Annotated in this window: 27 protein-coding genes and 2 tRNA genes; 16 read left to right on the top strand and 13 right to left on the bottom strand. The window is 41.2% G+C overall.

Annotated features, from left to right (window positions below):
- Positions 1-6: 6 nt before the first annotated feature.
- Both sufE and AACQ38_RS05525 read left to right on the top strand, forming a co-directional pair.
- Entirely contained in the window at positions 7-423 is a 417-nt protein-coding gene (gene sufE, locus AACQ38_RS05530) for a cysteine desulfuration protein SufE (RefSeq protein WP_011146839.1), read from the top strand.
- Between the two features lie 121 nt (positions 424-544).
- Positions 545-1,627 (top strand): L,D-transpeptidase family protein, encoded by a 1,083-nt coding sequence (locus AACQ38_RS05525; protein ID WP_011146838.1) that lies wholly within the window; start codon positions 545-547, stop codon positions 1,625-1,627.
- Positions 1,628-1,737: 110 nt separating this feature from the next.
- On the opposite strand, the gene AACQ38_RS05520 is transcribed toward AACQ38_RS05525, so the two are convergent.
- Complete coding sequence (locus AACQ38_RS05520; protein WP_011146837.1) at positions 1,738-1,974, bottom strand: major outer membrane lipoprotein; 237 nt, start codon at positions 1,972-1,974, stop codon at positions 1,738-1,740.
- A gap of 441 nt (positions 1,975-2,415) precedes the next feature.
- Here AACQ38_RS05520 and AACQ38_RS05515 point away from each other — a divergent pair, with 441 nt between their 5' ends.
- Complete coding sequence (locus tag AACQ38_RS05515) at positions 2,416-3,267, top strand: enoyl-CoA hydratase-related protein (protein WP_011146836.1); 852 nt, start codon at positions 2,416-2,418, stop codon at positions 3,265-3,267.
- Positions 3,268-3,519: 252 nt separating this feature from the next.
- On the opposite strand, the gene pykF is transcribed toward AACQ38_RS05515, so the two are convergent.
- The 5 genes from pykF to AACQ38_RS05490 form a co-directional block, all read right to left on the bottom strand.
- Complete coding sequence (gene pykF / locus AACQ38_RS05510; RefSeq protein ID WP_165577628.1) at positions 3,520-4,929, bottom strand: pyruvate kinase PykF; 1,410 nt, start codon at positions 4,927-4,929, stop codon at positions 3,520-3,522.
- A 6-nt stretch (positions 4,930-4,935) separates the two neighbouring features.
- On the bottom strand, positions 4,936-5,157 hold the full coding sequence (locus AACQ38_RS05505; protein ID WP_165577627.1) for a hypothetical protein: 222 nt from the start codon (positions 5,155-5,157) through the stop codon (positions 4,936-4,938).
- A 347-nt stretch (positions 5,158-5,504) separates the two neighbouring features.
- A tRNA-Val gene (locus tag AACQ38_RS05500) sits at positions 5,505-5,581 on the bottom strand.
- A gap of 48 nt (positions 5,582-5,629) precedes the next feature.
- Positions 5,630-5,706 (bottom strand) — tRNA-Val (locus tag AACQ38_RS05495).
- A 171-nt stretch (positions 5,707-5,877) separates the two neighbouring features.
- The gene (locus AACQ38_RS05490) at positions 5,878-7,251 is read right to left on the bottom strand and encodes an MATE family efflux transporter (protein WP_165577626.1); all 1,374 of its coding nucleotides are present in this window, start codon (positions 7,249-7,251) and stop codon (positions 5,878-5,880) included.
- 226 nt (positions 7,252-7,477) lie between these two features.
- Between AACQ38_RS05490 and AACQ38_RS05485 the strand changes: the two genes are divergently transcribed.
- Complete coding sequence (locus tag AACQ38_RS05485; RefSeq protein WP_011146832.1) at positions 7,478-8,155, top strand: riboflavin synthase; 678 nt, start codon at positions 7,478-7,480, stop codon at positions 8,153-8,155.
- Between the two features lie 406 nt (positions 8,156-8,561).
- Positions 8,562-9,539 carry a hypothetical protein gene (locus AACQ38_RS05480; protein ID WP_011146831.1) on the top strand — a complete coding sequence of 326 codons (978 nt, stop codon included), beginning with the start codon at positions 8,562-8,564 and terminating at the stop codon, positions 9,537-9,539.
- A gap of 97 nt (positions 9,540-9,636) precedes the next feature.
- Here the strand turns inward: AACQ38_RS05480 and cfa are convergent, their stop codons facing one another.
- The gene (gene cfa / locus AACQ38_RS05475) at positions 9,637-10,788 is read right to left on the bottom strand and encodes a cyclopropane fatty acyl phospholipid synthase (RefSeq protein WP_165577625.1); all 1,152 of its coding nucleotides are present in this window, start codon (positions 10,786-10,788) and stop codon (positions 9,637-9,639) included.
- A 246-nt stretch (positions 10,789-11,034) separates the two neighbouring features.
- Between cfa and AACQ38_RS05470 the strand changes: the two genes are divergently transcribed.
- Entirely contained in the window at positions 11,035-11,166 is a 132-nt protein-coding gene (locus AACQ38_RS05470; RefSeq protein ID WP_255562980.1) for a hypothetical protein, read from the top strand.
- A 43-nt stretch (positions 11,167-11,209) separates the two neighbouring features.
- Here AACQ38_RS05470 and punC read toward each other — a convergent pair whose 3' ends face one another.
- Complete coding sequence (gene punC / locus AACQ38_RS05465) at positions 11,210-12,406, bottom strand: purine nucleoside transporter PunC (RefSeq protein WP_165577658.1); 1,197 nt, start codon at positions 12,404-12,406, stop codon at positions 11,210-11,212.
- 271 nt (positions 12,407-12,677) lie between these two features.
- Between punC and punR the strand changes: the two genes are divergently transcribed.
- The gene (punR, locus tag AACQ38_RS05460) at positions 12,678-13,586 is read left to right on the top strand and encodes a DNA-binding transcriptional activator PunR (RefSeq protein WP_011146828.1); all 909 of its coding nucleotides are present in this window, start codon (positions 12,678-12,680) and stop codon (positions 13,584-13,586) included.
- A 6-nt stretch (positions 13,587-13,592) separates the two neighbouring features.
- Here the strand turns inward: punR and purR are convergent, their stop codons facing one another.
- A complete protein-coding gene (gene purR / locus AACQ38_RS05455; RefSeq protein ID WP_011146827.1) occupies positions 13,593-14,618 on the bottom strand; it encodes an HTH-type transcriptional repressor PurR in 1,026 nt (341 codons plus the stop codon).
- A gap of 582 nt (positions 14,619-15,200) precedes the next feature.
- Between purR and AACQ38_RS05450 the strand changes: the two genes are divergently transcribed.
- Positions 15,201-15,551, top strand: coding sequence for a Grx4 family monothiol glutaredoxin (locus AACQ38_RS05450; RefSeq protein ID WP_011146826.1), 351 nt, complete (start codon positions 15,201-15,203; stop codon positions 15,549-15,551).
- Between the two features lie 226 nt (positions 15,552-15,777).
- Here AACQ38_RS05450 and rnt read toward each other — a convergent pair whose 3' ends face one another.
- Both rnt and gloA read right to left on the bottom strand, forming a co-directional pair.
- Entirely contained in the window at positions 15,778-16,431 is a 654-nt protein-coding gene (gene rnt / locus AACQ38_RS05445; protein WP_011146825.1) for a ribonuclease T, read from the bottom strand.
- A complete protein-coding gene (gloA, locus tag AACQ38_RS05440) occupies positions 16,431-16,844 on the bottom strand; it encodes a lactoylglutathione lyase (protein ID WP_165577624.1) in 414 nt (137 codons plus the stop codon). The genes rnt and gloA overlap by 1 nt, the downstream gene beginning before the upstream one ends.
- Positions 16,845-17,016: 172 nt before the next feature.
- On the opposite strand from gloA, the gene AACQ38_RS05435 reads away from it, so the two are divergent.
- On the top strand, positions 17,017-17,256 hold the full coding sequence (locus AACQ38_RS05435) for a DUF1289 domain-containing protein (protein ID WP_041380104.1): 240 nt from the start codon (positions 17,017-17,019) through the stop codon (positions 17,254-17,256).
- Between the two features lie 560 nt (positions 17,257-17,816).
- The gene (slyA, locus tag AACQ38_RS05430; protein WP_011146822.1) at positions 17,817-18,248 is read left to right on the top strand and encodes a transcriptional regulator SlyA; all 432 of its coding nucleotides are present in this window, start codon (positions 17,817-17,819) and stop codon (positions 18,246-18,248) included.
- Between the two features lie 79 nt (positions 18,249-18,327).
- On the opposite strand, the gene AACQ38_RS05425 is transcribed toward slyA, so the two are convergent.
- Positions 18,328-18,798 (bottom strand): outer membrane lipoprotein, encoded by a 471-nt coding sequence (locus AACQ38_RS05425; RefSeq protein WP_011146821.1) that lies wholly within the window; start codon positions 18,796-18,798, stop codon positions 18,328-18,330.
- Between the two features lie 347 nt (positions 18,799-19,145).
- On the opposite strand from AACQ38_RS05425, the gene anmK reads away from it, so the two are divergent.
- The 5 genes from anmK (at position 19,146) to pdxY (ending at position 23,658) form a co-directional block, all read left to right on the top strand.
- Entirely contained in the window at positions 19,146-20,258 is a 1,113-nt protein-coding gene (gene anmK / locus AACQ38_RS05420; RefSeq protein ID WP_165577657.1) for an anhydro-N-acetylmuramic acid kinase, read from the top strand.
- 49 nt (positions 20,259-20,307) lie between these two features.
- Complete coding sequence (gene pdxH / locus AACQ38_RS05415) at positions 20,308-20,961, top strand: pyridoxamine 5'-phosphate oxidase (RefSeq protein WP_011146819.1); 654 nt, start codon at positions 20,308-20,310, stop codon at positions 20,959-20,961.
- Between the two features lie 245 nt (positions 20,962-21,206).
- A complete protein-coding gene (gene tyrS / locus AACQ38_RS05410; RefSeq protein ID WP_165577623.1) occupies positions 21,207-22,481 on the top strand; it encodes a tyrosine--tRNA ligase in 1,275 nt (424 codons plus the stop codon).
- A gap of 76 nt (positions 22,482-22,557) precedes the next feature.
- The gene (locus AACQ38_RS05405) at positions 22,558-22,761 is read left to right on the top strand and encodes a hypothetical protein (protein ID WP_207631790.1); all 204 of its coding nucleotides are present in this window, start codon (positions 22,558-22,560) and stop codon (positions 22,759-22,761) included.
- 33 nt (positions 22,762-22,794) lie between these two features.
- A complete protein-coding gene (pdxY, locus tag AACQ38_RS05400) occupies positions 22,795-23,658 on the top strand; it encodes a pyridoxal kinase PdxY (RefSeq protein WP_011146817.1) in 864 nt (287 codons plus the stop codon).
- A gap of 96 nt (positions 23,659-23,754) precedes the next feature.
- Here pdxY and gstA read toward each other — a convergent pair whose 3' ends face one another.
- Positions 23,755-24,360: a glutathione transferase GstA gene (gene gstA, locus AACQ38_RS05395; protein WP_113025450.1), complete on the bottom strand. Its 606-nt coding sequence runs from the start codon at positions 24,358-24,360 to the stop codon at positions 23,755-23,757.
- A gap of 279 nt (positions 24,361-24,639) precedes the next feature.
- On the opposite strand from gstA, the gene AACQ38_RS05390 reads away from it, so the two are divergent.
- Entirely contained in the window at positions 24,640-24,813 is a 174-nt protein-coding gene (locus AACQ38_RS05390) for a hypothetical protein (protein WP_162265273.1), read from the top strand.
- Positions 24,814-24,819 lie beyond the last annotated feature (6 nt).

Genomic DNA, 24,819 nt, shown 5'->3' with positions numbered 1-24,819 from the left:
AAAGTCATGGCAAGTTTGCCCGACACAAATAAGTTGTTACGTAATTTTTCCCGTTGCCGGAATTGGGAAGAAAGATATCTCTATATGATTGAACTGGGGGCGAAGTTGCCTCCTCTTACTGACGAACAACGCCAACCTGAGAACTTAATCGCAGGTTGCCAGAGCCAGGTGTGGATATTACTGAGAATGAATCACCAAAACAAAGTGGAATTTATTGGTGATAGTGATGCTGCGATTGTTAAAGGATTGGTTGCGATTGTCTTTATTCTGTTTCAAGGTAAAACAACCCAGGAGATTCTGGATTTGGATGTGACTGAATATTTTGGAAAATTGTCTTTGGAGCAACATCTGACACCCTCACGCACGCAGGGGCTGCACGCGATGATACATGCCATCCGAAATAGGACAAGTAAAATGGTTTAGTTGCCAGTCTTACGCGTTTCTTCAGCTACTGATAATATGTACGGCCAACAAAGAGGCAACTTGAAAGATGACGGGTATAAATTTATTCAATAACATTCAGAAGTCATTCCAGGAAGCAAGCATGAAACGAGTTTTAACGTTTATTGGCGTGTTATTGTTCAGTGGGCTAACTAACACAGTCAGTGCCACAGAATATACTTTGCCTGCGGCCAATAGTCGTTTAATTGGCGAAAATACGACATTGGTTGTACCCGATGATGGACGTTCTTTAGAGGCCATTGCTGCTGAATATAAAATTGGTTTACTGGCAATGCTGGAAGCTAATCCAGGTACCGACCCTTATTTGCCTGCTCAGGGTTCTGAACTGATTATTCCATCACAAATGTTGTTGCCTGATACACCGAGGCAGGGAATTGTGATTAACCTTGCAGAACTTAGACTCTACTATTTTCCTAAAGGAAAAAACAACGTCATCGTGTATCCCATTGGTATTGGGCAACTCGGTCGTAATACGCCAGTGATGACAACATCTGTGAGTCAGCTAATTAAAGATCCAACTTGGACGCCGACTAAGAATATCCGTAAACATTATGCTGAACAGGGGGTTATTTTACCTGCGGTTGTTCCTGCTGGTCCGGAAAACCCAATGGGCGCATTTGCGTTGCGCTTAGCAGCCGGGCGTGGAGAATACTTGATCCACGGCACGAATGCTGATTTTGGTATCGGTATGCGGGTGAGTTCCGGTTGTATCCGTTTACGTCCTGATGATATTGAAACGTTATTCAACGCCGTTCCTCGTGGAACACGAGTACAGATTATCAATGAAGCGGTTAAGTATTCTGTAGAACCAAGTGGTAAGCGTTATATTGAAGTACATCAGCCATTGTCTAAAAAAGAGGATGATAATCCACAGACATTACCTATTGTCCGCTCAGCCGATTTGAACAAGTTCATTGATAATAACAAGACAGATAAGAATATTGTTGAACAAGCGATGGTACGTCGTTCTGGTATGCCAGTGCTGGTAAGTAAAGGTATAGAGCCTGAAACACAACAGGACTTACCAGAAGAGAATCCAGAAGAGAATATCGTGCCGATGGAAGATGATGTTAAAGGTGCAGAACAGGCAGTGAATAACGATGTATCTGAATCGTTTAAATTACCGCCGTTATATCAGCCTGGGCCAATCTATCGGGAAAATTAATATTTTATTGCGGACAAGGAAGTCTGCGAATATTTACCTGACAGAATCTGATGATAAAAAAATGGCACACAGATGGACTGTGTGCCATTTTTGTACATAATTACAAAAAATTATTTTTTGTAGGAACGAACTTGATTATCCAGACGCTGATTCGCACGAGCTGCATCGTCTTTAGCGGCTTGAACGTCAGTATGTACTGCGTTCACGTCATTGCTCAGTTGATCAACTTTTGCATTCAGAGTCTGAATATCAGAAGTCAGTTGGTCAACCTTAGCAGTGCTTGAACAACCAGCCAACAGAGTAGAAGCCAGAACTACTGCACCCAGTACAATTTTAGTACGATTCATTATAATACCCTCTAGATTTAAGTTAATCTCCAAGTAGCCATGTAAGTATTACACAAAGTTTTTTAGAAAGAGAATAAATTTTTATCATGAAAACCAATTATTTCAATTTTTCTCTTTAGTGAGCGGATAATTTTCATCTAAATGTAAAAAAACAAAACCGTTGAGTAACATTTTAATCAAAAAAAGCCTATTCCATGAGGGAATGATATTCTTCGAAATAATTTTAGTTAAAAATTCTTATAAATAAGAAATACAACATCCAGGTCATCTTACCTCTATTGAACTATCGGAGTATCTCTTTTATGAAGCTATTTTTTTATACATAAATTTAGGGTTTCTCTTAAAACAAATTTGTTAAGTAAATCTTATTGTAGATGAATAACTTGACAATGTTCAGGTTGAATCCTAGGCTCAAATTCAAACTGGTAAGAGGAGTTTGTTATGTTAAGTGATCAATCTAACGAATATTTTAACATCAGCATTGACAACGGAGTCGCTCATTTACAACTCAGTCGTCCCGAAAAGGCAAATAGTTTGGCGCTTGGGTTTTGGAAACGGTTTCCTGAAACAGTAGAACAACTCAGTCGTTCAGGTGAAGTACGGGCAATGGTGATATCTGCACAGGGAAACACATTTTGTGGTGGGCTTGACTTGCAAATCTTTGCCTCTAGTAAAGAGGCTAATACGGCTAATCCTAATGAGCGGGAAGCGATGCAGTTCAGCTTATTGCAAATGCAAGAGGCGATAAGCGTATTGGAACATGCCCGATTCCCCATTATTGCCGCAGTACAAGGCGCTTGTCTTGGTGCAGGTTTTGATTTAATTGCTGCGTGCGATTTTTGTTTTGCTGCTGAAAATGCGAAGTTTCGTATAGAAGAAACCAATATTGGTATGATGGCTGACTTAGGTATTCTTCAACGTTTGCAACATTTGATCCCAAGTGGTATAGCTCGCTATCTCGCGCTGACTGGGGATACGTTGAGTGCGGTTCAGGCTCATGATTTGGGGCTGGTGGTAAAAGTGTTCCCTTCTACGGAAACACTAATCGAAGGTGCTCTCGCGACTGCCCGGCGTATTGCTGATCGGCCACCAATTGCTATTAACGGGGTTAAACGAGCCATGCTTTACAGCCGTGATCATGGTGTTTACGAATCATTGCAACAAATAGCACTTTTGCAAGCTTCGATTTTTAGCCGTCAAGATATCCTGTGCTCGATTCAAGCGAAAGCGACCGGAACAAAAAGTGAGTTCCAAAATTTAAGTGAAGTCGGTAAAGCTTTCGATGAGCCATGATTAAGACAAAGATATTGATGATATGTAAAGTGGATTCTCCACAAATAATGTAGTGCTGGAAAATGCCATCATTGTTGAGAGTTAAGCCATTTTCTGACCGCGAGAAAACAGAGAATGGCATTATTATTAATCTTAACGGGTATAATATGACGATTGGGAAAGTAATTTGGTATTGGCGGAGAAAACCAGATATTCAATATCCTGAAACACCGCCATATTTACGGTGTTTCAGAAATAAAGCGACTTATTAAATTAAAGGACGTGAACAGACGACGTGTTGGTTGTGCCGCTTGGAACCAGGGCACCAGATACCATAACCACGATTTCACCTTTCTTCGCTAGGCCACTTGCTAGCGCCGCTTCTTTACCAATGCGGTAGAAATCGTCGGTAGAGGCGATTTCTTTAACAATTTGGGTAAAAACACCCTTAACAAGCAGTAATTGGCGGGCAGTCACTTCATTAGTCGTTAATGCCAGAATGGGCGCGTCAGGGAAATACTTACGAATGGATTTGGCAGATTTACCGCCATAGGTTGCGACCACAATCAGAGGGGCTTCCAGTTTTTCTGCTGTTTCAACGGCACCACGACACACCGCTTCGGTCACGCGCAGGTTACGGCAATGGACGGCTTCGATACGGCTTGGCATAACGCGGTCTGTACGTTCACAAATCGTTGCCATGATAGTCACTGCTTCTATTGGATATTTGCCTTTTGCACTTTCGCCAGAAAGCATAACTGCATCAGTACCATCCAAAATAGCGTTAGCGACGTCACCGGCTTCCGCACGGGTAGGGCGCGGGTTTTTAATCATAGAATCGAGCATTTGAGTTGCAGTGATAACAACTTTGCGAGCGATATTACATTTTTGAATCATCATCTTCTGGGCGAAGATCACTTCTTCAACCGGAATTTCAACGCCAAGATCACCACGAGCAACCATGATCCCGTCAGAAGCTTCCAGAATTTCATCAAAATTGTTCAGACCTTCCTGATTTTCAATCTTAGAGATGATTTGAATGTTTTCACCGCCGTGCGCTTTCAGATGTTCACGGATTTCCAGAACATCGGAGCGCTTGCGGATAAAAGAAGCGGCGACGAAATCAACACCTTGTTGGCAACCAAAGATCAAATCTTGCTTATCTTTTTCAGCCAGGGCAGGCAGGCTGATGGAAATACCCGGCAGATTAACACCTTTATTTTCCCCCAAATCACCGTTATTCAAAACTTGGCAAATAACCTCTGACTTAGTGACTTCTTTAACTGTCATGCCGATCAAGCCGTCATCAACTAGCACGGTATTACCGGGAGCCAGATCCGCGGGGAAACCGCGGTAAGTGACAGCAACACGGTCTTTATTACCGATAACGGAAGTGTCAGTGGTAAAAGTGAAGGTCTGACCTGCGGTTAGAGAGACATCGTTACCGCCTTCCAGCTTCATAGTTCGAATTTCAGGGCCTTTAGTATCCAGCAAAATAGCGGCTTGTTTACCTGTCTTAGTCATAACTGAACGGATATTTTGAATACGCTGGCCGTGCTCTTCATAGTCTCCGTGTGAAAAGTTGAGGCGCATAACATTCATGCCGGCATTCAACAGTTCGGCCAGTTTTTCTTCGGATTCTGTTTTTGGTCCGATAGTACAAACAATTTTGGTTTTTTTCATGACAATCTATCTACAGGTTTTAATTGGATAAAATAGTGAGTCGCCAACTTTATGGTTTGCGCAGATACCATGTGGTGTTGAACGTTGCGCAACATCATTAAGGACAAGTGGCGTGGAAGACATGCGGTGCTTTTCGTGTGAGGTTAGGCACATGTAATTATGCGAGCTTATATACCCGTTATCTTTCAAGTTGCCTCTTTGTTGGCTGTACTCACTCACCTCGGTCACATAGTTACCTATGTGACCGGGGATTCGCGATGCATCTTGAAATCCATAGGGTATACATACGATTAATCTGTAACTTTTCAGTGTTCGGCAAATCAATAAGCTGAAACCATTCAACCCTAAATTTCGCCGTATTATAGAGACTTATTTCTGTGAAATGAATCGAAAAATGATTATATGAATTAATTATAACGGTAAACTGGAAAAATGACGCAGATCTTAACAGAGGAGAGTTATTGCTCATTGCGCAAACTGTTTGTAAACAAACAACAGTCTATTTTGACGTGGGAAATAAATTAAGCACAACCAAGAGAAAAGATAATAAAAACAGGAAGATTTATTTGTAGACTTGGTGCGTCCGAGTGGACTCGAACCACCGACCCCCACCATGTCAAGGTGGTGCTCTAACCAACTGAGCTACGGACGCACTATAACCCGGTGTAATCAATACAAACCGGTGTAATCACTATGCAATTGGTGCGTCCGAGTGGACTCGAACCACCGACCCCCACCATGTCAAGGTGGTGCTCTAACCAACTGAGCTACGGACGCAATCTAAATTGCATTGGTGACAACGGGGACGAATATTAACGGCGAGTTAGCCTTCTGGCAAGGGGAATAACACAAATTATTGTTCAACTGTTCGTATTTGCATCTGTTACAGTGAGTTTGTCGTTTATTCCACCAGTTAAGTATTCATCCCCGGCTTTAGAGTAAAGTAAATTAGTGGGTTGAATGTTGTAAAATTACCTCATCTGGTTGTTTTTGTGTCCATGAAATACGAGCAAATATCATCACTGCTGATGCAGTCAGGCCAATAATAAAGCCGATCCAGAACCCTTGTGGCCCCATCGCGGGTACAATATAGTCGGTTAATCCCAAGATATAACCGCTTGGTAGCCCCAGAATCCAGAAAGCGATAAAAGTGATATAAAAGATAGAATGCGTATCTTTATATCCACGTAAAACGCCAGCCCCTACCACTTGTATGGCATCAGATAATTGGTAAAGCGCGGCAAATAGCATCAGATGTGATGCCATGGTGATAACTTCAGGATTGTCGTTATACATCAAGGCGATCGGCTCTCGCAGAATAATAGAAAAGGTTGCGGTTAAACAAGCAAATACCAAACCAACCATAATTCCGGTATAGGCTGATATCCGGGCATTCTCGATAGATTTTTTCCCTAAATTATAGCCAACACGAATAGTGGTTGCTGCGGCCAAAGATATTGGGAACATAAACATTAATGAACTAAAATTTTGGGCAATTTGGTGCCCTGCAACAGCAGTAACGCCTAAAGGAGAGATCAATAATGCCACTATGGCAAATAACGTAATTTCGAAAAATACCGCCATCGCAATAGGCAAGCCGAGGGCTGAAATGCGTTTCAAAATATGCCATTCTGGTGCGGCAAAGCGATGTTTAGGGCGGATATCCCTTTGTGATGATGCACGTTTCACATACCAACGCATTAGCAGGAACATGACCCAGTAAACGCTGGCGGTAGCAACACCACAGCCGACACCACCTAAAGCGGGCGCGCCAAATTTACCATAAATGAATATGTAGTTAATCGGAATATTAATCAATAATCCTAAAAAACTAATCACCATGCCTGGTTTGGTTTTCGATAAACCTTCACATTGATTACGCAGTACCTGATAAAACAGATAGCCCGGCGCACCCCACATTATTGCGTGGATAAATCCAACGGCTTTTTCTGCCAAAATTGGATCTATATTGTGTTGCCTGTCAATCAGGAACTTGCTGTTGTATAGAATAGCAATAATGATAATGGAGAGAAAAATCGCTAGCCAGAACCCTTGCTGAGTTTGGCTAGCAATGAGATTCCTGCGACCAGAACCGTTCATTTGCGCAATAATGGGGGTTAAAGCTAATAGTAAGCCGTAACCAAATAAGATAACTGGCAGCCAGATCGAGGTGCCAACAGCAACCGCGGACATATCTGTTGCACTGACGCTACCCGCCATAACGGTGTCCACAACCCCCATTGCAGTTTGTGAAAATTGAGCAATAATGACGGGAATCCCCAGAGCGAGCAAACTACGCGCTTCTTTTAAATACTTCTGCACGCATTACACCTTTTTTATTGAAAGTAGAAAATATTAAGAAAGATATCTGTATATAAGAAACGATTTTTGAAAAATCAACCGCTTACTAACCGGAGTATTGTATCTATTTAATACCATATTACAACAATAATGCTGAGTTTATATTCAAATGATCAGGTGGTATTTATCAATGACAACTTGATATAAACTAATTAATAATTATACACAATCATTAAGAGGTTCTTCTATGTTCACGGGCATTGTTCAGGGAAAAGCACCCTTGGTTGCTATTGATGAAAAAAGTAATTTTCGGACTCATGTTGTTAAATTCCCGGCTGAATTATTGCCAGGTATTGAAACAGGGGCGTCAGTTGCCAATAACGGTTGTTGTCTGACGGTAACCAAAATAGAAGGCGATGAGATTAGTTTCGACTTGATGAAAGAGACTCTACGTCTGACTAATCTTGGTGATTTACAGCTAGGGGATTATGTGAACCTGGAGCGGGCGGCTAAATTTGGGGATGAAATTGGTGGACATTTGATGTCCGGTCATATCATCACGGTTGCTGAGATAGCTAAAATTTTCACTTCAGAAAATAATCATCAAATATGGTTCCGTATCCATGATAAGCAATTAATGAAATATATCTTACATAAAGGATTTATCGGCATCGACGGAATCAGCCTGACAATTGGCGATGTTGTTAATAATCGTTTTTGCGTTCACCTTATTCCTGAAACACTGGAACGTACGACATTAGGTAAAAAACGTCTTGGTCAGAGGGTTAATATCGAGATTGATTCACAAACTCAAGCGATTGTTGATACTGTGGAGCGTGTTCTTGCTCAGAAAGAGCGGGAACGGGTTGCCTCTCAGCAACCGGAGACATTGATGGAAGAATGCGCAATAAATGAGGAGCGATAGGGGGACCCCGATTTTCGCTTTCGAACAGAATTAACCGTGTGCTAAAAGGGAGCATTGAACCCATCGATGCTCCTTTTTGTGATTTATATTGCAGTGTTTTGCATGTAATGTTAACTAATATAGTTAATGTTGTTATTATTGTGTTAATGCGTTTTCTCGTAAAGCGCAGGTTAATCCCCGTGATGATATTTTTAGAGGTTACTTTTTTATGGAAAACCCGATTGAGTTAGATGAATGGCTTGAAGAACCTACACATGATGATGCTGTTGAAATGATGAATGCACAAGCTGTCGTACCTTTTGGTACCGCACTTTGGCCTTAACGGTTTTTTATAATTAAGGTTCTTTATTATACTATATAAGTAAGGGGAGTCACCCCTTACTTAAAAATAAACAGGATTGTCCTCATGGATAAAAGTCTTGAAAATATGTATTGTTGTTTATCACATCATCCCGCAATTTCGGATAAAGTAAGAAATGGTGAATGTATAAAAATATTTATCGGATCTGATACTGAGCATAGCGATATTGCGCAGAAGATGTATATGTATAAGAAGAATTTCGATGTAAAGTCTGATTTTGCTTTTTTAGAAAAAACATCACCGGACGATATAAAACAAAAAATATCTGATTGTGATTTGTTTATTTTTCTTTACGCATCATCAACATTAAAGAATGCATCTCCACAAGGGCCAGAATATCTAACCAAAATAAGAAGCTTTATTACTGAATCATGGAAGAAATCTGTATTGTTTAAAGATTATGGCCCACATTTCATTGAAGCATTTAGCGAGCCACCAGCATCAATAACAGAAAGGAACAAAAAACTTATTGAATTATCAAATCGATCACAGAAGATTCAATATACAGATAATAAAGGGAACTCAATTGTAGGTTATTTAGAAAAAGACCATAAGTGGACTTCCATTGATGGCAGTGGAAATCTTGATGTTATTCCTGGGGAAATAGCAAGCCATATAAAGCGCCTTAACGGTAGTGTCAGCTTTAGTGGCACTTTTTTGAGTACGGCACCCTTTGCCATAAAGTATGGGGTTGTCAATGATATGATGACTATAAATATAAAAGAGGGTGAAATTATTGGGTTTGATTGTGAACATGATGAATTTAGTCGGGATTTTAATTTATACCTAAACCATAATCACGGAAACCGAATTGTTGAAGAGTTTGGTATTGGGACTAACAGGGGTGTGAAAGCGCTTTATGGCAGAAATGCTGGTTTTGAAGAACGACATCCTGGTTTACATCTTGGTTTGGGTGGTGGTGTAAAAGGGAGTCATCATTTAGATTTGATATTTTCTGGTGGAAAAATAGCATTTGATCAAACGGTCTTCTTTGATAATGGTTATGTGAATGATTTCCGTTAGTGGAAAACAGAGCGATCTTTTTAAAATTAGAGTTAAACATGGATATGTTTGTTGTATTGACTAAAAGCTACAGTGGAAACCTGTAGCTTTTGGTTAACTATCGGGCTACCCGTAACCCACCTTCAATACCTTTTAGACTGAATATGATTTGCCATAATTGGATATCGCGAGCACGAAACGCACCTGCACAGGCATTCAGATAATAGCTAAACATGCGTTTAAATGTTGGACTATAGTTATCTTGTATTTCAGGCCAACTGGCAATAAATCTTTCATACCAGGCCATCAATGTGCGGTCATAATCTGCGCTAAAGTTATGCCAATCTTCCATAACAAAACGGCTTTTACTGGTGTGGGCTATTTGCTCAATAGAAGGCAGGCAGCCATTAGGAAAAATATATTTGCTGATCCACGGGTCAGCACTGGTTTTAGTTTTGTTGGAACCAGCGGTATGTAGCAGGAATAAGCCATCAGGTTTCAGGTTTCGTTGAACAACGTCGAAGTAAGTCGCATAATTTTTAGGTCCAACGTGTTCAAACATACCGACAGAAACAATTTTGTCGAACTGTTCATGTAAATCCCGATAATCTTTCAGAATGATTTTTACATCCAGATTTGTACATTGTTTCTGTGCATATTTCTGTTGTTCGGCTGAAATAGTGATACCTGTGACGGAAACACCATAATTTTTAGCCGCATAAGCTGATAGCCCACCCCAACCACAGCCAATATCCAACAGAGTCATACCTGGAGAAAGCGCCAATTTCTCACAGATGAGTTTCAACTTATCAAGCTGAGCCTGTTCCAGTGTTTTAGCTTGTTTCCAGTATCCGCAGGAATATTGCATATAAGGGTCAAGCATATGGGTAAAAAGATCATTGCCTAAATCATAATGTTGATGACCGACAATCCATGATCGTTTTGGCGTTTGCAGATTACGTAAGCGGGTTATTGCGATTCTCACTATATCTTTGAGATTATTGGGCATTTTATTTTCTAATCCGGCGCGTAAAACGCGATAAAAGAAAATATCCAACCGTTCACAATCCCACCAGCCATCCATATAACTTTCACCTAATCCCATCGAACCTTGTTGTAAAACTCTTTTATAGAAATTAGCGTTTTTTATCTGGATATCATAAGGGTTGTGACCATTAATTTGAACACCTGCTTCTTCTAGCATCTCATTGGTCATTCTCTGCCAGGAGTTAATGGCTGTTTTCGGGTTTTTAATACAAGATGAACTCATATACTCTCCAACGTTAGGGTGATGGAATACTGAGGAGCTCGTTTTAGCTAGCAAAGCAGGATGCTAAGACGCAAAATGCAAAAAATAACAAAGAATCAAAGTAAAAAACCTTAAAGATGACTAATCCATGAGTTTAATGGGGGCAGTCATTGCTCCTGAAAACCTCAAATTCCAGGTTATACCTTATAGATTTCAAGATGCATCGCGACGGCAAGGGAGCGAATCCCCGGGAGCATAGCAAACTATGTGACCGGGGTGAGTGAGTGCAGCCAACAAAGAGGCAACTTGAAAGATGACGGGTATATTTATAATAGGGAATGTATTGAGTATAAAAGCGTAAAATTGTTTTATCAATTAATAAATAAAGGCTGCGATTAATTGATAATTAGCAGCCTTTATTGAGATAATAATCTGATTAATATCAGGAATTTTGTTCAACTGTTTGAATGCAGCGATCAGCGTTTTTTTTCCACTGTATAAAATATCCTAATGCCATTGGAACAACGGTAGAAACCATAACAGTGGTTGTGGATATAAGTGGATTGTTGATAAATGCTGATACAATCAGACTGGCAATAAAACAGAGTCCTAATTGAAGCGTGTTTTGTAATGCAGTGGCTTTTCCACTGTCTTGTGGATAAGCGGATAAAGCGTTTGCTACTGCAATTGGGTATAACGCGCCATTCATTGCAGCCATAAAGCAAAAAGGTACCAGAATAGTGAATAGCGTTGGCTCGTCAAATTTTGCAATTAAATAGAGCACAATCATACTGATAGCATAGCCAATTAACAGATAAGGGAAAATAGTATCACTTTTTATTTTGGCTAAAATACTGCGGCATCCATAACCTCCAACGATAAAGGCTAGCGTTTGAGGAATATAACTCAGACCAATGTCGTCCGGGGTATATCCCATCTCACCGAGAATTGAAGGTGAGCCTGTTAACCAGGCAAAAAAGCCGGCGCTGCATGATGCAAATATCAGAACATTGCCACTAAATAGCGGTGATTTTAATAGCGTAAGGAAAGAGACATTATTTGTTTGCACTTGAGTTTCACGGTTGTTGCGATTTTCTTGCAAGAACAGAGTAAAAAACAACAGTAATAATGTAATTGCCAGTAAGACTAGGAAAATTATGCGCCAGCCGCCATGTTGTAACAGCCAGGCTCCCATCAAAGGTGCCAAGGCAGGGGAGAGCGCAACCAGAGGCATGATCGTTGCAAAAACACGTTTGGTACGATTAGCTTCATAACGATCAATAACTAATGCTTGCCATGAGACGGCGGCTGAACAAACACCTACGGCTTGGATAAAACGCAAAACTAAAAGTTGGGTGGCGTCTGTTACCCACATCATACCCAGACAGCCAATAGAAAACAGGGATAGCCCGGTGATGATAATCGGCTTTCTGCCAAAGCGATCTGAAAGAGGTCCCCACAAAAGTTGAGCGAAGGCGAAACCTGCAAGAAAGATGCTTAGGCTGGCACTGATTGCTTCTGCCGATGTCGCTAATTCTTGTTGCATAGTGCCGAATGCTGGCAGATACATATCAATGGCCAGATAACCTAGCATACTCAAGCCTGCAAGGTAGAACATGAACTGACTTGAGTTTTTCATTTGATTACTCTCTTTGAATATCATGATTGAAATAATTTGCAGTGATATACCCGTTTCTTTCAAGTTGTCTCTTTGTTGGCTGCACTCGCTCACCCCGGTCACATAGTTTGCTATGCTCCCGGGGATTTGCTCCCTTGCCGTCGTGATGCACCTTGAAATCCATAGGGTATAGGTAGATAACAATATTGACACATATTCTATATGTCGTGATTTTTACTTGTGAAATGGTAATATTTGCATAGTGCTGTGAAAAAAATTGAAAGGTAAAATTATGTGGTCAGAATATTCACTTGAAGTTGTGGATGCGGTTGCCAGAACAGGCAGTTTTAGTGCGGCTGCATTGGAGCTTCATCGTGTCCCTTCTGCGATCAGTTATACCGTAAGACAACTGGAAGAGTGGCTTGCTGTTTCGTTGTTTGAGCGTCGTCATCGGGATGTAGAATTAACTGAGGCAGGCGCTATGTTTATCAAGGAGGCTCGCTCTGTTATCAAAAAAATGATTGATACTCGTCATCAGTGTCAACAAATTGCAAACGGCTGGAGAGGGCAATTTAGTATTGCTATTGATCTCGTTGTCAAACCAGAGCGTAGTCGCCAGCTTATTCTTGATTTCTACCACCATTTTCCTGATATAGAACTTTTTATTCATCAGGAAGTGTTTAATGGTGTGTGGGACGCGCTGGTGAATAGTCGAGTTGATGTTGCAATTGGTGCAACCCGGGTAGCTCCAGTCGGGGAAAGGTATAGTTTCCGAGATATGGGGTTTATGCCTTGGCTATGTGTGGTTAGCGCTGACCATGCGCTGACTCAGTTGCCGGGTCTGTTATCTGATGACCAAATGCGGCCTTATCCCAGTTTGTGCCTTGAAGATACATCCCGTAATTTACCGAAGCGTGACACCTGGAATCTGGATAATCAGCGCCGGTTGGTGGTTCCTGATTGGGAATCCGGTTTGTCTTGTCTAAACGAGGGATTATGTGTGGGAATGGTGCCTAAACATAGGGCAATGCCGCTTATTCGGCAGAATAAACTCGCCGTGCTGGAATTGGAACAGCCTTTACCAGACAGTCCATGTTGTTTGGCATGGGTTCAAAACAGCCATTCTCCAGCATTAAGTTGGCTGCTTGACTATCTTGGCGATAGTGAAACTCTTAATGCTGAATGGCTTCAAGATGAATAAAACGGATTAACGACGATAGTCGACAAATGGACCATCCACGACAGAACGTCGCTCAACCAAGCGTGGATGTACTTCAATAGTTTGTGCATCTTCACGTTTATTGATTATTCTGTCCAGTAACATGGAAAACGCCATCTGCCCCAGTCGTTCTTTTGGCTGATGAATGGTGGTCAATGCCGGAGAGAAATAACGAGCGTTGCGTATATTGTCATAACCGATGACAGAAATATCCTGTGGGACGCGCAGTCCTAATTCATCAGCAGCACAAATCGCCCCCATAGCCATAACATCTCCGCCGCAGAAAACCGCAGTCGGGCGCTGTTTTTGATTCAAGATTTGATGCATGGCTTTATAGCCCGATTCTGGTTCAAAATCCCCCTGAATAACCCACTCTTCTTTGATCGGAATGTTGGCTTCTTTTAACGCCTTTAAGAATCCTTGATGACGGCCACCGCCGGTATTTCGTGCCAGAGGGCCGGGGATCGCACCAATATCACGATGACCACGTTCGATAAGATAACGACCAGCCAGATAACCGCCGTGGAATGCATTATCAATAATCGTATCGGTGAAATCACTTCTGGCCTGTCCCCAATCCATGACGACCATTGGAATATTGCGATAATCTTCCAACATTCCCAATAGCTGTTCCGGGTATTCTGAACACATAATTAGTAGTCCATCCACACGTTTTTGGGCCAGCATGGCGAGATAGGCTTTCTGTTTATCAATGTTATTGTGTGAGTTACATAAAATCAGCGTATAGCCTTTGCTATAACAACTGTTTTCAACAGACTCAATGATTTCAGCAAAATAGGGGGCTTCACTGGACGTTGCCAGTAATCCGATCGATTTTGTGTGGTTAACTTTCAGACTGCGAGCAACGGCACTGGGTGAATAATTCAGTGCCTTAATAGCAGCCCAAACAGCAGCTTTAGTATCTTCAGCGACGAAGCGGGTTTTATTAATAACATGGGATACAGTAGTGGTTGAGACGCCAGCGTGCTTAGCCACATCTTTGATCGTTGCCATGAGGTGAAAGACTCCTGACCTTTTGGTCTAAATTTAAAACGCTTTGTTAATCGCTTGCTAACCCTTTACATCAAGGGGCTAGCAATAAGTTAGCGATAAATTCTGGATTTTGTCTGATCTGGCTCAAAAGTGAAAGCAATAATCAGTGTTATAAAATGGGTGGTAATCGCTATTTATGCTTTTCCTTATGTAAGGGCAATTAACCATCTCAATAGATTGGTTTTTGTCACTATAAACTTTTTATTCTGAGGAGGCTCTATGAATACCGATTTGAAGCTTGGTTTATTTACTGCTGTCAGCACGTTGGTGATGATTGCCATTTTTGCCGCTCTTTGCTTAATCTTTGCCTGATGTTTTGAACGGGCTAGATGATTTAAAAATTGGGCAGATAGTTTCTTTATCTGCTCTTTGTCTTTCTGCCACCGCTTTTAACAACCTCTACGATAAATAACCGTGAAAATGATGTCATCTGTGTCAGGATACGAAGAGATCAGGATACATATTAGTGAGAGAAAATGGTATTCTCCGCAATATCGTGACGATGTTGGTTATCAACGGGCTGTTGGTTTAAAGGAAATAAAAATGACGACTACTATTGAGAAGATTGAGCGCCAAATTAAAGAAAACCCGATTTTATTGTATATGAAAGGTTCTCCTAAATTGCCAAATTGTGGCTTTTCTGCGCAGGCGGTTCAGGCTTTATCTGCGTGTGGTGAACGTTTTGCTTACGTAGATATTTTGCAAAATCCAGATATTCGTGCAGAGTTGCCAAAATATGCTAATTGGCCAACTTTTCCTCAGCTTTGGGTGGAAGGTGAGTTGATAGGTGGATGCGATATTATCATTGAAATGTATCAGCGTGGTGAGCTACAAACATTAATCAAAGAAACTGCTGATAAATGTCGTTCTCAGGGCGAAAACGCGACAGAGTAATTTTTTAATTACTTACAGATTATACCCAATGGATTTCAAGATGCATCGCGACGGCAAGAGAGTGAATCCCCGGGAGCATAGCAAACTATGTGACCGGGGTGAGCGAGCGCAGCCAACAAAGAGGCAACTTGAAGGATAACGGGTATATTATGCTATCCCCCCATATGTTGATATATGGGGGGATTATTGTTTAGATTTGATTATATTAATCTAGCCGTTCAGCTATTTATCCAGTTTTTTCTGCTGTTGTTGTTAATGGCCAGCCACCAAGTTGTTTCCAACGGTTGACCATTTCACAGAATAATTCAGCGGTACGATCAGTATCATATAACGCGCTGTGAGCCTGATTATTATCGAATGGGATACCGGCTGTGATGCAGGCTTTTGCTAAGATTGTTTGTCCTAATACCAGACCACCTAAAGCAGCGGTGTCAAAAGTTGCAAACGGATGAAACGGATTTCGTTTTAGTCCGGTGCGTTCTGTGGCAGCCATAACAAAGCTGTGATCGAAGTTAGCATTGTGAGCAACGATAATTGCCCGATTACAATGATTATTTTTTATCCCTTTACGAACCATTTTAAAAATAGCGTGCAGAGCTTCATATTCGCTCACCGCTCCACGTAGCGGATTTAATGGATCAATGCCGGTGAATTCCAGGGCTGCTGGTTCAAGGTTGGCTCCTTCAAATGGCTCAATATGGAAGTGAAGTGATTCGCCAGGCGTAAGCCAACCTTCACCATCCATTTCCAGTGTAACGGCGGCAATTTCAAGTAATGCATCTGTTTTGGCATTAAAACCGCCAGTTTCAACATCAATAACAACAGGGTAATAACCTCTAAAACGTCCACTAAGGACGTTTGGCGCTTTTTTGTCAGACATCAGATTGAGTTACCCAGAGCGTTGCTGGCATTTTTGTTTTCAATAAGTTCAATTTTGTAGCTATCTGGATCTTCAACGAAAGCAATAATGGTTGTTCCGCCTTTTACAGGACCCGCTTCACGGGTAATGCTACCACCTGCTTTGTGAATAGATTCGCAAGTGGCTGCGACATCATCAACACCTAATGCGATGTGACCAAAGGCATTCCCCATTTCATAATGGTCAACTCCCCAATTATAGGTCAACTCGATTACTGCTCCTTCGCTTTCATCAGCGTAGCCAACGAAGGCGAGTGAGTATTTATATTCGGTGTTTTCACTGGTGCGCAACAGGCGCATGCCTAACACTTCAGTGTAAAAATTAATGGAGCGTTGTAGATCACCAACACGGATCATGGTATGGAGTAAACGCATAATTACCTCTAATTTAATGGTTTTACCAATATTTTTGTGCGGCAGATCGCACAAAAACCACTAACTATAACGTGTCTTACGGTTACAGTTCAATTTGTCCATAATTATAATTTATTCTTATCTAGGTTTATAATTAAATATAGTATGTGGATTGTATAGGAAACGGGATGTGATGGCTGAGCAACTCGAATTTTTTGCTATTCCTAGCCCTTGTCGAGGAATTTGTCAGGCGAATGAGCGGGGCTTTTGTCTGGGGTGTTATCGCAGCCGGGAAGAAAGATTTAATTGGATGAAAATGTCAGATGGGCAAAAGCGTGAAGTATTGCGACTGTGCCGGCAAAGATATTTACGTGTATTGAGAGCAGAAAATCAGACAGATGAAGAACCACCTGAACAGCCATCACTGTTTTAATTATCGATTTTTGAGGTTATTGGAATTAACAATCCAATGATTTACTTATATAGGGTTATATTTTTGGCAAAATTATAAATGTTCTACTATAATTTTAAGTATTTTGTTTGTTATTTTTTTATTTTTTGATTAACGGAAAGGCTAAGTGAGCTTATTTGAATTTCTTTATAACCTTATGTTTTAAATGGAATTTTAAGCTTGATTGTGTGATAAATGTAAAATAAAAACAACATTAATGTAAAAATAGATAGCTTAGCATTTAGATGACAGCTATTCTTATAGTACTTTGAATAAAGTATTGAATGATATTTATTGGTTTCTGCTTGCTTGTATTCATAGTTCTGATAGTTTTTATGGTAAAAATATTGTATGTTAATTGTTTTGTTCTGAGTTTAAATTAAGTTTAGTTGTTCTTGGTTATAGTTACCTGAATTAGTTAGTTACTAAGAATTTACTGTGATTATACAGAAGTTATATATACTTTTTTAAGGCTAGTTTTAGCCTGATTTAGAAAAATTTGGCTGTTATGTTTAGTAGGCTAGTTATTTAAGGAGGGACAATTGGAATCTACATTGGGATCAGATCTGGCACGGTTAGTTCGTATTTGGCGTGCTTTAATTGACTACCGTTTAAAGCCGTTAGAATTAACTCAGACTCATTGGGTAACGTTATACAATATTAGCCGGTTACCTCAGGAGCAATCTCAGATACAGTTGGCGAAAGCTATCGGTATCGAGCAACCATCTTTAGTCAGGACATTAGATCAGCTTGAGGAAAAAAAACTTATCACCCGGCATACTTGTGCCAATGATCGTCGTGCAAAGAGAATCAAGCTAACTGAAGATTCTGCATCGGTTATTAGGGAGTTAGATGGTGTTATTGAATCCACAAGAAATGAGATTCTGGGAGGTATTTCACGCGAGGAACTTGCTTTTCTTTCCACTTTAGTTCAGAAGTTAGAGCAAAATATTATCCAATTACAAAGTAGATAGTAATTACGATATCCATGAAATGCTAACCGGATGAAAGAAGACCGCGACTTACTAGAATGAAGTCACGGTTTTCTTAATCTTATTGTCGAGGTGAAACAGTAATATTACTACCTTGGCCTGCGATTCTTACACGTTGGCCTTTATGAAAGGCTGTTTTGCCTTGTTTTTGAACAACAATGATGCTTTCACCACTGTCACGGCGAATTTCGAGTTCTACACCTTTAGTTGTGTTAAGAGCTCCCTGAACATTTTGGCCCGCGACACCACCGGCAATTGCACCAGCGGCAGTGGCTAATGTGTTGCCACTGCCACCACCAATAGTATTACCAACAAGTCCTCCTAGAACTGCACCACCAATCGCGCCTAATACATTCTCATTGCTGCCCGCCTGAATATTGATAGGACGAACAGAAACAACTGTGCCGTAAGAGACGGTTTGGACCTGCTTAGCTTGTCCAGCAGTGTAGGTATCACCAGAAAGAGAATCGGTGTTGACACAGCCTGATAATGAAGCAACGGCAACCGCGCTAACTAAAAAGTGCTTAAACATAGTAACTCCTAATTTCGATGCCTGACTGCGGAAATCTGATAGCTCACTGGGCAATCAGGCTAACAACCGGCATTGGCAATAAGTAATAAAAAGTTTATTCAAATAGAATATCAGTACATTAGCAATCTAGTGCTAAACGTATATTAAACGTCAATAGAGATTTTTAAAAGAAATAGCTATTAATGAAAAATTCAGCATTTTTTGTGAAGTTGTTTCCAAAAATCAGGTTTTATTCCTTCGTTTGTCTATTAGTCATATACAGCCAAAACTACTGCGCTTTATAGTTATTGGCATGGTTTCTGATTTTATCGAGACAGATTCTAAGCAGGAAGGCAAATTAAATGGTTATGAAGTCAGGTCGTTATATTGGTGTAATGTCGGGTACAAGTCTGGATGGCGTTGATGTGGTGCTTGCCGCAATCAATGATAAAGTTGTTGCTCAGCAAGCTAGTTATTCGCATCCATTCCCATACGAATTAAAACAGAAAATTCTCGCAGTCTGTCAAGGGCAGCAAACGACATTATCGGCAATCGGTCGGTTGGATTATGAACTTGGTTCTTTATTCGCTGAAGCTGTACAAGGCTTACTGATTAAAACAGGGTTAACCGCGAGTGACATTACTGCTGTGGGATGTCATGGGCAAACCGTTTGGCATGAGCCAGATAGTCATATGCCTTTCACGATGCAACTTGGCGACAATAACCGTATTGCCGCTTTGACTGGGATAACTGTGGTTGGTGATTTTCGTCGGAGGGATATGGCATATGGTGGGCAGGGCGCGCCATTAGTTCCAGCTTTTCATTTCGCCGTATTAGGCCATCTGACAGAACGAAGGATAATTCTCAATATCGGTGGTATTGCCAATATAACGACGCTATTACCTGGATCACCTGTCAAAGGGTATGACACAGGTCCGGGTAATATGCTGATGGATAGTTGGGTATGGCGTCATCAGAAAAAACCTTATGATAAAGATGCGCAATGGGCGCGAGAAGGTGTTGTTAATAACAAATTGCTTGGGCAAATGCTTTCTGATCACTATTTTTCACGACCAGCTCCTAAAAGCACAGGCCGCGAGTATTTCAATATGAGTTGGTTGGAGGCGCAATTAGTTAATTTTCCTGACATACCACCTGTCGATGTTCAGGCAACGCTGGCCGAGCTGACAGCAGCGTCTGTATCACAGCAAATTATGTTGAGTGGTGGATGTGAACGTCTGCTGGTTTGTGGTGGTGGCGCACATAACCCGCAGATAATGAGCCGACTTTCTGCCTTATTACCGGGGACGGAGGTTTGCCCGACAGATAAATATGGCCTAAGCGGTGATGATATGGAAGCACTGGCATTTGCTTGGTTAGCATTCCGTACAATGTCAGGTGCGCCAGGGAATTTACCCTCTGTTACTGGTGCGAGTACTGAAACTATTTTAGGGGCGATTTATCCTGTTATTAATCAATAACAATGATAAGCTATCGGGTATTTAGTGAGTCATAAACAGAGCTACGTTAATGTCAGAACATAACGAATTTGATGTTGCAGAATTACGCCGTGAATATATTCGTGGTGGGTTAAGACGTAAGGATTTGACTGAAGAACCCATCGAGCTTTTTGAGCGTTGGCTTAATCAAGCATGTAACGCTAAGTTGAGTGATCCAACGGCAATGTCTATAGCGACGGTCGATGAGAATGGTCAACCGTATCAACGTATTGTGTTATTGAAGCATTTTGATTCAAATAGTCTGATTTTTTATACAAATTTAGGCAGCCGGAAAGCAAAACATTTGGCGCACAATAACAAAATCAGCCTCCATTTCCCTTGGTATCCTCTGGAAAGGCAAGTCTCTTTTCTTGGTAAAGCGGAACGTCTTTCTCCTGTTGAAGTGGTGAAATATTTCCATAGTCGTCCTAGGGATAGCCAGATTGCTGCATGGGCATCACAACAATCTTCCCGTATTTCCGCACGTGGTGTTTTAGAAGGGAAGTTCCTTGAATTGAAACAGAAATTCTTGAATGGTGAAGTGCCTTTACCTAGCTTCTGGGGAGGATTCAAAGTGACCTTTGATTCTGTTGAGTTTTGGCAAGGTGGTGCAAACCGGCTCCATGATCGTTTTATTTATCAACGGCAAGGCGATAGCTGGCATGTTGACAGGCTTGCACCATAAATCGTGGGTTATCATTTTTAATACTAGCACTTATAGTATTGGCGTTTTATCCTATGCCGCACTCTTTTATAAGTAGCGACCCATACCCTATGGATTTCAAGATGCATCGCGACGGCAAGGGAGCGAATCCCCGGGAGCATAGATAACGATGTGACCGGGGTGAGTGAGTGTAGCCAACAAAGAGGCAACTTGAAAGATGACGGGTATATACAACAGACAAAATACACAAATTGATGGAGTCATTAATGTCTAGCAATAACCTGATAAAACAACTGCAAGAGCGGGGCCTCATTGCCCAGGTGACGGATGAGAATGCGTTAGCGGAGAGACTGGCGCAGGGCCCTGTCTCCCTCTATTGTGGTTTCGATCCGACCGCTGACAGCTTGCATTTGGGGCATCTGGTTCCCTTGCTGTGTTTAAAACGATTCCAGCTAGCCGGGCATAAACCCGTGGCGTTAGTTGGTGGAGCTACGGGGCTGATTGGTGATCCAAGTTTTAAAGCCACTGAACGTAAATTGAATACTGAAGCTACCGTTAAAGAGTGGGTGGAGAAAATTCGTAGACAGGTTTCACCTTTCCTCGATTTTGATTGTGGCGAAAATAGCGCTAAAACAGCCAATAATTATGATTGGTTTGGCAACATGGATGTTCTGGCTTTCCTGCGTGATATCGGCAAACATTTCTCAGTTAATCAAATGATTAATAAAGAGGCGGTTAAACAGCGTTTGAACCGTGATGATGTGGGTATCTCTTTCACTGAATTTTCTTACAATCTCCTGCAATCCTATGACTTTGCTCGCCTGAATGAAGTCCATGGTGTTGAGTTACAGATTGGTGGTTCTGACCAGTGGGGGAATATTACTTCTGGTATTGATTTAACTCGTCGTATCACCCAGAAACAAGTATTTGGCATGACCGTTCCACTGATCACGAAATCTGATGGCACTAAATTTGGTAAGACAGAAGGTGGCGCTGTTTGGTTAGATCCGAAGAAAACCAGTCCATACAAATTCTATCAATTCTGGATTAACACTGCGGATGCTGATGTTTATCGCTTCCTGAAATTCTTTACTTTTATGAATCTTGAAGATATTGATGCTTTGGAAGAAGAGGATAAAAATAGCGGTAAAGCTCCTCGTGCTCAGTACGTGTTGGCAGAACAAGTCACCGGTATGGTGCATGGTGAAGAGGGGTTAGCAGCCGCTAAACGGATTACAGAAAGTTTATTCTCTGGCGCTGCTGCTGATTTGACCGAAGCGGATTTTGCTCAATTGGCACAGGATGGTATGCCGGTAATTGAGTTGGAAAAAGGTGCAGATTTGCAACAAGCTTTGGTTAATGCCGGGTTGGTACCTTCTCGTGGTCAGGCGCGTACGATGATCAGTTCCAACGCTGTTGCAATTAATGGTGAAAAACAATCTGAACCTGAATATCTGTTTATTGACAGTAACCGTCTGTTTGATCGTTACACCCTGCTGCGTCGTGGTAAAAAACACGATTGTTTGATCTGCTGGAAATAACCAAGGTTGCATATATACCCTATAGATTTCAAGATGCATCGCGACAGCAAGGGCGTGGATCTAATAAAGAGGCAACTTGAAGGATAACGGGTATGATGGGGCAACAATAATGTTGCCCATTTTCTTACATACCCTATTGATTTCAAGATGCATCGCGGCGGCAAGGGAGCGAATCCCCGGGAGCATAGAAAACTATGTGACCGGGGTGAGTGAGTGCAGTCAACAAAGAGGCAACTTGAAAGATGACGGGTATATTCTTACTGTGACTTTAATCTTATAAATAGAAACCAAAATAAAAATATAGGCCGTCATTGTGAAAAATATTCTTTCAATTCAATCTCATGTTGTTTTTGGTCACGCTGGTAACAGCGCTGCGGAATTCCCTATGCGTCGGATGGGGGTAAACGTATGGCCGTTGAACACAGTACAGTTTTCAAATCACACCCAATATGCTCAATGGAAAGGGTGTGTTATGCCGGCTAACCATCTTACTGAAATCGTTCAGGGCATTGAAGAAATTGAACAGCTCAAATCTTGTCATGCAGTACTGAGTGGATATATCGGTTCAGCGGAGCAAGGGGGCCATATTATCGACATAGTAAAACGGGTAAAAGCGGTGAATCCCGATGCTTGGTATTTCTGTGATCCCGTTATGGGGCACCCAGAAAAAGGTTGTATTGTTGTGCCTGGGGTAGCTGAATTTTTGTGTAAAGATGCACTTCCTGTAAGTGATATCATTGCGCCAAATTTGCTGGAGCTTGAAACACTCAGTATGCAGAAAGTGACTAATGTAGAACAGGCTGTTATGGCTGCTCGGACACTATGTGATAAAGGGCCGGATATTGTACTGGTTAAACACCTTAGTCGCGCGGGTTATCGGACTGATCGTTTTGAAATGCTATTAGTGACTAAAGAACATAGCTGGCATGTGAGTCGGCCTTTGGTGGACTTTGGCGAACGGCAGCCAGTGGGTGTTGGTGATTTAACCAGCGGCTTGTTATTGGTTAATCTATTAAAAGGTGAGTCTTTACAAACCGCCCTCGAACATGTCGCTGCTGCGGTTTATGAAGTGATGGTAACAACCAAAGAGATGGGCGAATACGAATTACAGATTGTGGCTGCTCAGGACAGAATGGTGGCACCTAATCATAAATTTTGGGCAATACAGTTAGATTAATACCCAATGGATTTCAAGATGCATCTTGAAAGATGACGGGTAAAGATATTTAACCGTTCCACTGATATTGTGTGGAACGGTTCTTTTATCTGTAAATCAAATTAACCCTTCCGCTTTCAGTGCATCACGAACATTTGGACGTTCTGCAATCCTCTCTTGATAAGCTTTAAGATGAACCCGATCAGATAGATCCAATTGCACTAAAGGTGCCCAATTACTGAGAGTGAATAAGTAAGCGTCAGCAACAGTAAAATGCTCCCCGGCAATGTATGGCTGTTTTGCTAATACTTCATCTATGTACTTGAATTTTCTCAGTAGATTATTAATCGCAACAGGACGATAATTTTCTGGTGTTCCTGGAAAAAACAGAGGTGAAAATCCTTTATGAATTTCACTGGAAATATGGCTAAGCCATTCAAGTTGACGATATCGTTCCATCGTTCCGGCTGGTGCAATTAATTTTTTGTCCGGTTTCTGGTCGGCAATATATTGGACAATAACAGAGCCTTCGGTGAGGATCTCATTGTTATCTAACAGAAGAGTGGGTATCTGGCCTTTTGGATTGATTGCGAAAAAATCGTCGCCGTTCTCCGTTTTTTTGGTTTTCAGATCAACTTTAATCACGCTGAAATCAAGCCCTGCTTCACGGAGTATGATGTGAGGTGAGAGAGAACAAGCTCCAGGTTGGTAATAAAGTTTCATGTATGGCTCCTTAAAAATTTTCGATATAATAGAACAAAGGAACTCAGTAAGGCATTGCTATAGCCTTGATATATACTACCACGATAGATGGAAATAAATGAATGATTAAATAGATATAAGGTGGTGTGATTGTATCGTGAATAACTCTTTTCTATACTCTATTATAGAAGTGATTTATTAGTTTTTTTATCGTTATTTTCAAGTAGATTGGTTGCATTAATCTAGAAATTTAAGGAGAGTTTTGGATGGAATTACTTATCCAAAACTTCCCCGTATTTTGTGTTATATACCCTATGGATTTCAAGATGCATTGCGGCGGCAAGGGAACGAATCCCCGGGAGCATAGATAACTATGTGACCGGGGTGAGTGAGTGCAGCCAACAAAGAAGCAACTTGAAAGATGACGGGTATATAGCATATTTTACAACTGATTATATTATATGGAATAAATAATGGCGA

Origin of the sequence: Photorhabdus sp. RW14-46 (assembly GCF_963887965.1) — a bacterium.
Lineage (GTDB): Bacteria > Pseudomonadota > Gammaproteobacteria > Enterobacterales > Enterobacteriaceae > Photorhabdus > Photorhabdus laumondii.
Note: the sequence above shows the minus strand (reverse complement) of the source record. Positions and strands in the feature narration are given on the sequence as shown.